This is a genomic window from Paenalicyclobacillus macrosporangiidus, assembly GCF_900116805.1.
Taxonomy (GTDB): Bacteria; Bacillota; Bacilli; order Alicyclobacillales; family Alicyclobacillaceae; genus Alicyclobacillus_H; species Alicyclobacillus_H macrosporangiidus.
This window is the reverse complement of the sequence record NZ_FPBV01000010.1, coordinates 113218-125533: the sequence shown is the minus strand read 5'-3', so window position 1 is coordinate 125533 and position 12316 is coordinate 113218. Positions and strand designations below refer to the sequence as shown.

The 12316-nt window shown below is 64.0% G+C and carries 10 protein-coding genes; 6 read left to right on the top strand and 4 right to left on the bottom strand.

All coding sequences use genetic code 11. The features are described from left to right. The first annotated feature begins 291 nt into the window (after nucleotides 1-291). From BM357_RS10330 to BM357_RS10310, 5 genes are read left to right on the top strand one after another with little or no spacing between them, the layout of a single operon-like run. Nucleotides 292-1275, top strand: a complete 984-nt coding sequence (locus BM357_RS10330; RefSeq protein ID WP_074952605.1) for an ABC transporter substrate-binding protein — start codon at nucleotides 292-294, stop codon at nucleotides 1273-1275. 27 nt (nucleotides 1276-1302) lie between these two features. Next, the gene (locus BM357_RS10325; protein ID WP_074952653.1) at nucleotides 1303-2355 is read left to right on the top strand and encodes a FecCD family ABC transporter permease; all 1053 of its coding nucleotides are present in this window, start codon (nucleotides 1303-1305) and stop codon (nucleotides 2353-2355) included. Further along, nucleotides 2352-3392, top strand: coding sequence for a FecCD family ABC transporter permease (locus BM357_RS10320; RefSeq protein ID WP_074952602.1), 1041 nt, complete (start codon nucleotides 2352-2354; stop codon nucleotides 3390-3392). The genes BM357_RS10325 and BM357_RS10320 overlap by 4 nt, the downstream gene beginning before the upstream one ends. A gap of 52 nt (nucleotides 3393-3444) precedes the next feature. Further along, complete coding sequence (locus BM357_RS10315) at nucleotides 3445-4254, top strand: ABC transporter ATP-binding protein (RefSeq protein WP_074952598.1); 810 nt, start codon at nucleotides 3445-3447, stop codon at nucleotides 4252-4254. Nucleotides 4255-4275: 21 nt separating this feature from the next. Then, nucleotides 4276-5085, top strand: coding sequence for a (2Fe-2S)-binding protein (locus BM357_RS10310; RefSeq protein WP_074952595.1), 810 nt, complete (start codon nucleotides 4276-4278; stop codon nucleotides 5083-5085). Nucleotides 5086-5172: 87 nt separating this feature from the next. Here BM357_RS10310 and BM357_RS10305 read toward each other — a convergent pair whose 3' ends face one another. After that, a complete protein-coding gene (locus BM357_RS10305) occupies nucleotides 5173-6336 on the bottom strand; it encodes a C40 family peptidase (RefSeq protein WP_074952592.1) in 1164 nt (387 codons plus the stop codon). A gap of 147 nt (nucleotides 6337-6483) precedes the next feature. Then, nucleotides 6484-8565, bottom strand: coding sequence for a peptidoglycan D,D-transpeptidase FtsI family protein (locus BM357_RS10300; protein WP_074952589.1), 2082 nt, complete (start codon nucleotides 8563-8565; stop codon nucleotides 6484-6486). Nucleotides 8566-8812: 247 nt separating this feature from the next. Between BM357_RS10300 and BM357_RS10295 the strand changes: the two genes are divergently transcribed. After that, entirely contained in the window at nucleotides 8813-9739 is a 927-nt protein-coding gene (locus BM357_RS10295; RefSeq protein WP_074952585.1) for a hypothetical protein, read from the top strand. Nucleotides 9740-9891: 152 nt separating this feature from the next. Here BM357_RS10295 and alr read toward each other — a convergent pair whose 3' ends face one another. Beyond that, entirely contained in the window at nucleotides 9892-11184 is a 1293-nt protein-coding gene (gene alr / locus BM357_RS10290; RefSeq protein WP_139234658.1) for an alanine racemase, read from the bottom strand. Then, nucleotides 11181-12299 (bottom strand): alanine dehydrogenase, encoded by a 1119-nt coding sequence (ald, locus tag BM357_RS10285; protein ID WP_074952579.1) that lies wholly within the window; start codon nucleotides 12297-12299, stop codon nucleotides 11181-11183. Before ald ends, alr begins: the two co-directional genes overlap by 4 nt. Nucleotides 12300-12316 lie beyond the last annotated feature (17 nt).

Genomic DNA, 12316 nt, shown 5'->3' with positions numbered 1-12316 from the left:
TACTAGTTGGTTGCGTCACTTTCTAGTAGACACGCACGGTGGCTTCGTCGTCAATTGTGAACGACGGATTTTACACCACTACTTGAGACTTTAACTGGCGGGGTAAAGGAAGCTCAATTTCTCCCCGTGGCGGGGTGAAGGAAGCTCAATGTCTCCCCATGAACTATTGCAATTAGCGTCCGCTATGACTATGATGTTCACGTGCAAAACATGACTAATTTGATCAACATTCATCGCCGAAATGGCGCATCGCGAAAAGGAGGAAGCAAAACCTTGGTTGCACACTGGAGAGTGGGTGGAAGATTGGTTCGCGCGGGCGCAACGTGCGCCATCGTCGCCGCGTTGGTCACGGCCTGTGGCACCGCAGGCGGCAACAGCTCCAATGCGAGCAACGCCACGGGTGCAACGTCAGAAGCGGCAACACGCACCATCAAGACAGTCAAGGGAGACGTGACCATCCCGGCGCACCCTCAGCGCATCGTGACGGACTACTATGCGGGTGAATTGATTTCCGTCGGAGGTCACGTCGTCGGCGCCGCCCCGTTGGAGTTTGGCAACCCGTTTTTGAAAGACCAGTTGAAAGATGCAACCGATGTCGGCGACCCCATCAACGTCGAGAAGGCGCTGTCCCTCAAGCCGGACCTGATTGTCACCGACAGCGACAAGAACTACGACGAGTTGTCGAAGATCGCGCCAACCCTCTACATCCCGTTTGGAACCACGCACAATATCCAGGAGACGGTGCGCTTCTTTGAGAACATTGTCGGCGAGAAGGAACAGGGCGAGCAAGTTCTGGCCCAGTACGAGAAAGCGGCGGAAAACGGGCGCAACGCGCTGAAAGGCGTGATCGATCCCAAGGCCACCGCCGGTCTGTATGAACTGACGGATAAGGGCGACCTGTGGGTGTTCGGAGACAATTTCGGCCGCGGCGGACAGGCTCTCTACAACGCGCTGCAGATGAAGATGCCCCCGAAGCTTGCGGAGAGCAAGAAGGAGTACCTGCAAATCTCGCTGGAAACCCTCCCGCAGTATGCGGCCGATTACATGTTCCTCACCACCTACGACCCGCAGCACAAGGGCCAGGCGCTCAAGGACTTGCGGCAATCCCCGGTCTGGAACGGCCTGAAAGCCGTCAAGGAGGGCGATGTCTTTTACAACGATTTCAACACGTTCTATCCGTATGATCCGATTTCCATCACCAAGCAGATTGACCTGTTCGTCCGCATGCTGACCGAAAAGGCAAAGGAACAGCAGGGACAATCGTCCGGCCAGTGAGGGGAAGGTTGCGTGAACACGACATCTGTGCAAACGCGGACGGCCAGCGGAGATGAGAATCAGACCAGGGCTTGGAGGCGGTTGCCGCCCCTGGCGAAGGGGGCCGTGTGGTTCGGCGGCATGGCGGCCCTGGTGCTTGCGGCTGGGCTGTCCGTGGCCGCCGGCGCTTCGAATCTGTCGCTGCACACCGTGTGGCAAACCCTGATGGGGCACCGGCCAGGTTCCATCGAGGAGCAAATCGTCTGGGGACTTCGGATCCCGCGGACCCTCTGCGCCATCCTTACGGGGTCGAGCTTCGCGGTGGCCGGCGCCATCATGCAGGGAATGACGCGCAACCCGCTGGCGGACGCCGGACTGCTCGGCCTGAATGCGGGAGCCGGGCTGGCGCTGGCCATCTGTTTCGCCCTCGCCCCCGGGCTCTCCTACCTGAACTTGACTGGGTGTGGATTTGCCGGCGCCGCCATGGGGGCGGGACTGGTGTTCGGCATCGGTTCCCTCTCCCCCCGCGGACTGACCCCCGTCCGCCTGACGCTGGCGGGGGCGGCGGTGTCCACCCTGTTCACCGCCCTCAGCGAGGCCGTCGCCATTCATTTTCAAGTCGGCCAGGACCTGGCCTTTTGGTACGCCGGCGGCATCGCGGGGGCCAGGTGGCTTCAGGTGAAACTGCTGTTTCCGTGGGTGATTGCGGCTTTGACGGGCGCGCTGCTGATGGCGCGCTCCGTCACCCTGCTCAGCCTCGGCGACGACGTGGCCGCCGGTCTCGGGCAGCGCACGGGATGGGTGAAGATGGCCTGTGCCTTGATTGTGCTCGTGTTGGCCGGCGGGGCCGTGTCCGTGGTCGGGTCCGTCAGCTTCGTCGGGTTGATCATCCCGCACATCGCCCGCCGTCTGGTCGGCGTGGATTACCGGCAGATCATCCCGGCCTCCGCGCTGCTCGGCAGTTTGCTGATGCTGCTCGCCGACGTCGCGGCGAGAATGGTTCACCCTCCCTACGAAACGCCGGTCGGCGCGTTGATTGCGTTGATAGGGGTGCCATTCTTCATCCTGTTGATTCGCAGGGGAGGGAAGAGATTCGAATGACGGAGCATACGGTCCGGCTGTCCGTGAGGACGGACAAACCCCGAATGCGCGTGACGGGTACCCTGTGCGTTCTGGCCGCACTGCTGGTCGTGGCCTTTTTCGTCAGCATGAACACGGGATACATTCGGTTGTCCCCGTTGGACGTGATCCGAACCTTGGCCGGCGCCGGCACCGGTCAACAGGAGCTCATCCTGTATCATTTCCGGCTGCCGCGCATCATCATGTCCATCTTCATAGGAATCGGTTTCGCCATTTCAGGGTGCATTCTGCAAGGCGTCTCGCGCAACGCCCTCGCCGATCCCGGCATCCTCGGCATCAATGCAGGGGCCAGCCTGATGGTCATTTTGTTCACGTTTGCATACCCGACGAACGAGGATGTTCCCGTGTTCATGGTCCCCTTGCTGGCCTTGGCCGGCGGCGGATTGGCCGCCGGCCTGACCCATGCCCTGAGCATCAGGAGGCACGAAGGCCTGTCTCCGGTGCGCCTCGTCCTCTCGGGCATCGCGGTGGCGGCGGGGCTGGATGCGGCCATGATCATTCTGACGGTCAAGCTGAGTCCGGAGCGATACCAGTATGTGTTGGAATGGATGTCCGGGAGCATTTGGGGAACCAGCTGGCCGTTTGTCTTGGCTCTGCTTCCGTGGCTGGTGGTGCTGCTGCCGATGGTCTATCGCAAATCGAACGTGTTGAACGTACTTGGCCTCGGCGACGAGATGGCCATCGGGCTGGGGGCCAAGCTCGACAGGGAACGCAAGGCGCTCATGGTCCTCGCGGTCGGCCTGTCCTGTGCGTGCGTCGCGGTCGGGGCAAACATCAGTTTTGCCGGCCTCATCGCCCCGCACATCGCGCGGCGCCTGGTCGGTTCCAACCACCGGTACCAGCTTGCGGCCGCCGGTCTGACCGGGGCGCTGTTACTCCTGGTGGCGGATACGATTGGACGGTGCATCCTGCAGCCCTCCGAAGTGCCCACGGGCATCGTGGTCGCCGTGATGGGGGCGCCGTATTTTCTGTATCTGCTGGCCAAATCCGACTCCTGACCACCACCTCAGCGTGGGATGTCCATCCCATTTCCAGACGGGAGGGTGCAACATGGCAAGATTGCGCGCGGAACAGCTCCGCATCACCTACGGTGGAACCCCCGTTGTGCCGGACCTGAACCTGTCCGTTCCGGATGGAAAGATCACTGTCCTGGTGGGTCCCAACGGTTCCGGAAAATCCACCATCTTGAAGGCCATGGCCCGGATTTTGCGACCGCATTCAGGCGCGGTCATCCTCGACGGCAAGGCCATCCACGCGCTGCCGACGCAAGAGGTCGCCAAACAGCTGGCCATTCTGCCTCAACAAGCGACCGCACCGGAAGGAATGACCGTCTCGGAGTTGGTGGCGTATGGCCGGTTTCCACATCAGCGAAGGCTGGGGTTGACCGCATCCGACAGAGAAGCCATCGAGTGGGCCATGCGCATCACGGGCATGGAGGAGCTGCGGGATCGCCCTGTCCATCGGCTGTCCGGGGGGCAACGTCAGCGGGCCTGGATCGCGATGATCCTCGCGCAGCAGACGGACATCCTGTTCCTGGACGAGCCCACCACCTTCCTCGATGTCACGCATCAACTGGAAGTGCTCCAACTCCTGGAGAAATTGAACCGGGAACAGGGACGAACCATTGTGATGGTGTTGCATGACCTGAACCTGGCCTCGCGATACGCGCATCACTTGGTCGTCATTCAGTCGGGAGAAGTGGTCTGCGAAGGATCGCCCCATGAGGTGATCACGCGGCAAACCCTTCGGGATGTGTTCGGTGTCGAGGCGGACATCGTCTTCGACCGGAGGACCGGGACACCGCTCTGCCTTCCCTACGGTTTGGCCGGCGCACAGGACGCCGCGGCCGCATCCCGGTGAGCGCCGCAGGAGGTGAGCGAGATGTCCGCTCGGCCCGCGGTGTTTTCGGAACAACTTCCGCTGCAAGTTCATACGGCTCCGTTCCCTGAAGACCACCTGGTGATGTCCGTTCCTCTCACCGAACTGCTGACGCCGGATGGCGCGGCGCGGTTCCTCTCCGTCTACGCCCAGGGGATCCGCGCCGACCGCCTGCAACCGGCGGCCGCGTTTTTCTGCGCCTACGCGGGAGACCTGGCGGTGGCGCAGCAGTACATGCTGTCCGTCGAGAACCGCGTCATCGACGTCTCCTTGCCGAACCTCACCATCCAGATTTATCAAGACCACGAGCGCCACCGGCTGTCCTTTGGGCTCCAACGCTGGTCGGAGCGCCCGCTTCCGACGACGGGACCTGAGCGAACCCTTCAGCGCTCACGTGCGTTGTCCGATGTGTACAGCCGGACGCTCGCGCCGGTGTTCCATGCCATCTCGGCCGCGGCGCACATGCATCTCGGCCAATTGTGGGGACAGCTGCCCGCACGCCTCTTGTACTTCAAGGGGGTGATGCTGTCTCTGGCGAGGACTGAACCGGTCCGGGATCGGATTTTGGAGGACTGGAATGCGCTGCATGACCTGGACCCGGGCGTGTTCGGGTTGAGGAAAAATCCGTTTTGTGTGCGCCCTCGTCTCGTGGAAGACATCGCAGACCCGCAGAAACGGGTTCCGATAAAGTCCGCCTGTTGTCTGTACTACCAAACCCAGGGGGGTCAATACTGTTACACCTGTCCGCGATTGAAACCGGAACAGCGGGAAGCCATGCGCAGGCAATGCCGAGAAAACTTGGGCCAGCCATGACGTCGGCCCTGCCGGGCCCCTTGCTCGCGGAGATGGCGGACAGACGAAATCCGGAGTCACCCGCCCCGGTCGCGGGGCACCGCCGCGTCATCCCTTGATGACGCGGCGGGCGCCGATGTAACGCGGAGCCCAGTAGGAGCTGTTGATGGAGGTGATCTTGCAGCCGGCGTCCTCGGCGTTAATCATCATGCCGCCGCCGATGTAGATCCCCACATGGGTGGCCCCGGGGGCGTAGGTGCTGAAGAAGACGAGATCCCCGGGCTGGAGGTCGGCTTGGGAGACCGGGACGCCCTGCCCGAACTGGTCAGCGGCTGTGCGGCCGAGGGAGATGCCGAAGTGGCCGAACACGTACTGCGTGAAGCCGGAGCAGTCGAACCCGCCGGGGCTGGTCCCGCCCCACACGTAGGGCGTGCCGATGAACTGCTCGGCGTAGCGGATGATGGCCGACGCATCGGCGCTGGCCAGATGCTGCGTGGCCTGGGCGACGTACGACGCGTTCTGCATCTTCGCCTCCGCCTGGCGGGTCTGTGCCTGAATGGCCTCAATCTGCTGCTGCGTCAGCCGGATCTGGCTCTCCAGCATCCCTTTCTTCTGCACGTCCGCATGGACCCGCGCCATCGCGTCCGAATAGGCGCGTTTCTTCTGCTCCTGAAGCTGGCGGTTCGTCGCAATCAGCAGCTCGTACTCGTGCTGCTTCTTCTGCAGCGTCTGCACGGTCGCCGCCTTCGACTGCTGTTCGTGCTGCAACGAATCCCGCAACGCGCGCACCTGCGCCGCCAGTTGGCGCTGCTGGTCCGCGATGCGCGCCAAGGCGTCCATCCGGTCGAGCAGGTCGGAAAAACTGGTGCTGTGGAACAACACCTCGAGATACGATACCGTGCCGTCTTCATACACCGCGCGCACACTGTCCTGAAGCCGCTGTTGATCCTGGTCCAGTTCCTGCTGCGTCTTGGCGATCCGGTCCTGCAGCGCTTTCAGCTGTTGATTCAATGTCGCGATTTCCTTCGCGTTCGCGTCCGCCTGCCGCTGCACGGCCGCGATGGAGTCGCTGTACGACTGGATCGCCTGCTGCAATTGTTGCGCCTGCGCCTGATCATGCGCGGCCTGTTGGTTCACCTGCGCCGCCTCGGCTTGAAGGGCACGCATCTGGGCCTGTTTTTGCGTCAACTCATTCGCTTCCGACGCCGGCACCGCCATCGTCAGACCGAGCAGCGACGACGCGGCGACGGCCATCCACATCCTGTGTTTCACATCATCCCCTCCGTCGGTGTCGTCTGCCGTCGAAATCCTCCATCATCCGACAGCAGAGTTCGACACCAAGGGAGTGGATTCCTGCCTACGCCCCCTAGAAAAATCCCCCTGCCCCAGGCAGGGGGATGACCGCACATCTCCTTTGGCTCACTTGGCCTGCTCCGGCTTGACGTACGAAGACCACATCTTGTAGTCCGCCGGGATCTGAGTGTCCGACCACTGTTCTTTCGGGAAGAACTGGTGGTGCTCCTGGAAGTAGGCGTCCATCAACTGGCGTGCCACCGGCGCCGCCGTCTCCGCGCCGTAGCCGGCGCCCGGGACCATGACGCAGACCGCAATCTGCGGGTTGTCAAACGGCGCGTAACCGACGAACACCGAGTTGTCCATGTTCACGCCGCCCTCCGTGATCTGCGCCGTCCCCGTCTTGCCCGCCGCCGCATACGGTGCGCCCTGGAACGCCCCCGCCGCCGTTCCGACGGTGGTCGCCTCGTGCATGCCCTCCTGCACAATCTTCAAGTACTGTGCCGGGATGTTCAGCTTCGCCTGCACCACCGGCTTGATCTCCTGAGGCGGGCTTCCGTCCTGCGGGACAATCTTTGCCACCAGATGCGGTTGCAGCCGCACCCCGTTGTTGGCGATGGTGGCCACGTACTGCGCCAACTCAATCGGCGTGAACTGCTGCGTCTGCCCGATGCCCGCGAACGCCAGGTCGGCCGGGGAGCCGTAGAGCGGGTAGCTGCCGTTTTTCTTCAACGACGCCTCCGCCTTGTCCAAGTCCAGTTGCACGCGCTGCATCTGTTTGCGCGAATCCTCCACATAGAATCGGCCCTGGGCCTCGTAGGGCAGGTCAATCCCGGTCTTGGCGCCCAGCCCGAAATCCCGCTCTCCCTGAAAGAGGGTGGTGATGCCCCGGGCGAACTGGGTGTTGAGCCACTCCCGGTACGATGACGCCCCTGTGAAGCCGCCGCCGCTGGAGGCATCCGCGCCCATCCACTTGCCGAGCCACAGGCCCACCTCGTAGAAGAAGGTGTCGCAGGATACGGCGATGGCCTTGACCGGCGTCACCAGGCCGTGGTACTCGCCGTTGTCGCTGAGGCGCGCGTCCGCGCCGATGCGGGTGATGGTGTGGTCCTGAAACACCGTGTTCGGTGTCACGATGCCGTTTTTCAGCGCCGTCACCAGGTTCGCCATCTTGACGGTCGATCCGGGCGTGCGCGGGCTCTGGATCACGTTGTTCAACTGGGCCCCCGACGTCGCGAGATAGTGCAGGTGCGGATTGAGCGTCTTCGATCCGCCGATGTACCAATTGGGATCGAGGTACGGGTAGCTGACCATCGCCAGCACCCCGCCGGTCTTCACGTCGAGCACGACCGCCTCGGCGTCGTGGATGTTTTCGCTGTACTTGGACTTCTCCACAGCATCCATCAGGGCCTGCTGGGCGATGGCCTGCAGGTGGCCATCGAGCGTCAACTGCAGGTTCGCCCCTGGGACAGGCGCCGGGTCATAGTCCAGTGTCTGAATCGGATTGCCATTGCTGTTGACCTGCACAATCTGCTTGCCCTTCTTGCCCTGCAGGACGCTCTCATACTGCAACTCCAGACCGGCAACACCGACTTTCTGCGTCTGCAGATAGCCGAGTTCATCCACATAGTGCGCCTTCGTCTCCGCCGTGATGGGGCCCGTGTACCCGAGCACCTGTCCGGCCAGCACCCCGTAGGGATACGTCCGCTGCGACTCCACCATGACGTCGACGCCCGGCAGCTCCGAGCGATGCTCCTCCACCCACGCCAGCTGCTGGTCCGTCAACCCCGTCGCCAGCTCAATCTGCGACAGGTACGTCTGTTTTTGCATGGTCTCGAGCAAGTCGCTCTCCTTGACCTTCAGCACCGGCGCCAGTTTGGCGGCGATGGCCGGAAACTGCGGCTTGAGCGATCGGTCGTTGGCCAGATAGAGGGCGTACGCCGGCTTGTCGTACGCGAGCAGGTTGCCGTTCGCGTCGTAGATGCGCCCCCGCGCCGGCAGCACCGGAATGGTGTCCTCGCGGGCGGTGGCGGCCGTCTGGCGAAACTCTTCGCCGCGCGCAATCTGCAGGTACCCCAAGCGCAGGATCAGCGACAGGCAGGCCAAGAACGTCATCCCATATAGGAAGTTCGCCCGCCACGTCAGAGAGCGCTCGACGGGTTTCTCCGGATTGCCCGCTTTCGCCTTTCTCAGCCTCGATCTCGCCATCGGCCATCGACTCCTTCATCACACTCCACAGGCCATTATACCGTCTCCGTCTCCCAAACGGTCCGAAGAATTTGTGGAAACCTCGCCCCGCCGCGCGCTTGCGGCCTCCCTCCTTCATCTTGCACCCCGGCCGGGAGCCACGTATAATCTTGATTCAAATGCCCGCGAGATCCCTCGTCGCGCGTGGAGGAACGGATTCTTTCCATAATCAAATCCATCACGGAATCCATTCAGAAAGGTGACCCTCATGGATGCCAATGCCACCCAGCGCCAGTTGCTCAGCCTCCTGGTCCGTTCGGAGGCCATCCGGGTGCGAAAGACGCCCATTGACCTTCCGTTCTGGTACACGTCCGGGAAACCCGGCCCCTTTTACATCCATGTCGAACGACTCGCAGGCGATCACGTCGCCGGCACGCTCTCCCGCATCAACCAGGTCCTCGCCAGCACGGCGGAGGCCAGCGAGCGCTCCCCGCAGATTCGCGAAATCGTCCTGTCTGCGTACCGCTCCGACGCAGGCTACCAGGAGGCCATCTCCCTGCTCTCTGCGGCGTTCACCCGTATGTTCCCCGACCTCCCGGCCGCCATTTCGGGCGGTGAACGGCGCGACTGGTTCTTCTCCATTCCGCTCGCACAGACGCTGAGCATCCCTCATGTATACCTATATAAGAATGGCACCGTGTGGCCGGATCAGCCCTCCATGCTCCAACCGCGTGCAAAGCCGGTCCATGTGCTGCATGTGGCGGATATTTTGAACACCGGATCGAGTTATGTGAATCATTGGCTGCCTGCGCTGACCGCGGCGGGGATGACATGTGAGGACACATTCACGGTCGCGGTGCGCGGCCAGGAGGGAAAAAACCGGTTGGAGGAGCGCGGGGTGCGCGTGCACACCCCGCTGGTGATGGACGAGTCGGTGTTTCGCGACGCCGAGGCGGAGGGACTCATCTCATCGTTTGCCCTCGCCGACGTCCTCCAGTATTTTGAATCGCCCCAAGCGTGGACGCGGCAGTTGTTGGCCACCTGCGGCGAGCACATCCTCCAGCGCGAACCGGAACTGGATACCGTACAGCGCAGCCGCCTGCGCACCTTTGTGGAGACCGATCCGTACGGCCTCGCGGCAGAGTTCCCCGCGTTTTTCAGGCGCGCCCGAGAGGTGCTGGCTGTTCAGTCCTGATGTGCCCGCCGGTTCGTCGGGCCAGGCGCCTCTCCGAGTGGCAGGCGGCCACCGCGCTCATCCTTGGGACGCGACCCACACCTGGCCGTTCCGAGCGATCCCACCGGGGCCGACCTCACCCAGGCCCAGCCGGTCAACGTCAGGCGCCACCGTCAGTCGGGCTGGCGGTAGACGCGCGGGACGCGCCGAGAGATGGCACAGAGCAGTTCGTACGGGATGGTGCCTGCGCGATCCGCGAGATCGGCCAGAGAATGCTCGTCGTACACCGTCGCCACGTCGCCCTCCTGGATGTCCGGCACCGCCGTCGCATCCACGACCACCTGGTCCATGCACACCCGCCCCACCATCGGGCAGCGGACGCCGCGGATCTGGACATAGCCTCGGTTCGAGAGCGCGCGCAGCAGCCCGTCCGCATAGCCGATGGGCAACGTGGCCAGCAGCGCCGGCGCCCGGGTCACGTGGGTGCCGCCGTAGCTCACCGCCGTCCCGGCCGGGACGCGCTTAAGCTGGACCACCCGCGTGTACAGGCGCAGAGCTTGCCGCAGCGGCACGGTGCGCGCCACCTCGCCCGACGGATACACGCCGTACAGGCTGATGCCGAGCCGCACCATGTCCAGATGCGCGGCGGGCAACGCCAAGATGCCCGCTGAGTTGGCGGCGTGCAGGAGAAGGGCATCGGCGGGCCAGCGGGATTTGACCGCGTCAAAGAGAGGTTGAGCACGCGCCCACTGCTCCAGCGCCGGGGCCAGGTCCGCCTCGTCCGCGCGGGCAAAGTGGGTGAACGCGCCCGTCACGCGCACGGGCGTGCCGTCGAGGGCGTCGGCGACCTGGTGCACCTCCTCCACCGTGCGCACACCGATGCGGCTCATGCCGCTGTCGAGCTTGAGGTGCACCGACAGAGGCTGCGAAAGCGCCGTCTCGGCCAGGGCGAAGGCGTGCGTCAGGGAGGCAACGGTCAGCGTGATGCCAGCTTCCGCCGCGATGGGCGCGTGCCGCGCGTCGACGTGGCCGAGCACCAGGATTGGAGCGCGAAGTCCCGCCTCGCGCAACTCCATCGCCTCGCCCAGCGTGGCCACGCCGAGCCAATCCGCCCCGGCGGCCAACGCGGCTCGGGCGACCGGCACAGCGCCGTGCCCGTAGGCATCCGCCTTGACCACGGCCATGAGCTTCGGGCCGGATTCGGTGCGAGTGCCGGGCTCAGTGTGGGCACCGGGCTCAGTGTGGGCACCGGGCTCGGTGTGAGCGCCGGGCATGGTGTGGCCGCCCGCGCCGGCGATGCCAGCGGGGCGGCGAATGTGTAGGAGGACGGATCGCACGTTTTCCATAATGGCACCCAGGTCCACCTCGGCCCAGGTGTCCCGCCAACGGCCAGAAGCGGGCGTGTGCGCCGGATCGACTGGCGCACACGGTTGTGCACACGGTTGCGGTGTCCGGGATGTATTCACGACGCCAACATCTCCTGCAGATGCGTGTAGGGCAGCCCGACCGAGTCCGCCACCGCAGGATGCGTGACTCGGCCGCCGGCGAGGTTCACACCGCGGGCGATGGGGGCATGCTGCCGGGCGGCGGACTGCCAACCGTCGCGGGCAATCCGTTCCACATAGGGCAGAGTGGCGTTCGTGAGCGCCAGGGTGGCCGTGCGCGCCACCGCCCCAGGCATGTTCGCGACCGCGTAATGCACCACCCCGTGCCGGATATAGACCGGATCGTCATGCGTGGTGATATGGTCCACCGTCTCGATGGACCCGCCCTGGTCAATGGCGACGTCGACAATGACCGAACCCGGCTTCATCGAGCGTACCATCGGCTCGGTCACCAGCTTCGGCGCCTTCGCGCCCGGGATGAGGACGCAGCCAATCACCAAGTCCGCCGTCGCGACCGCCGCCGCGAGATCGTACGCATTCGACATCACGGTTTCGACGCGGCCCCCGAACAGGTCATCCAGGTAACGCAGGCGTTCGCCGTTCTTGTCGAAAATGGTCACGCGCGCGCCCAGGCCGAGCGCGATCTTGGCCGCGTTCGTCCCGACTGCGCCGCCGCCGACGATGACCACGCGGGCGGCCGGGACTCCCGGAACCCCGCCCAGTAGGATCCCCCCGCCGCCGTAATGCTTCTCCAAGAACTGAGCGCCAATCTGAGGCGCCATACGGCCGGCGATCTCGCTCATCGGCGCCAACAACGGCAGCGCGCCATGGTCCGTCTGTACCGTCTCGTAGGCGATGGCGACCACCCGCTTGTCCGCCAGCTCGCGGGCCAGGCGTGGATCCGCCGCCAGGTGCAGGTACGTGAACAACACCAGTCCCTCCCGGAAGAACCGGTACTCACTCTCCAGGGGTTCCTTAACCTTCAGCACCATATCGGCCTCATTCCATGCCTCCGCCTGGCTGACCATGCGCGCACCGGCTCGGGCGTACTCTTCATCTGAAAAGCCGCAACCCGCCCCCGCGCCATGCTCGACCAATACGCGGTGCCCGCCTTGGACCAGCGCGTGTACCCCCGCCGGCGTGATGGCCACGCGATTCTCATTGTTCTTGATCTCCTTCGGTACGCCGATTCTCACAGACCTTCTCCTCCTCG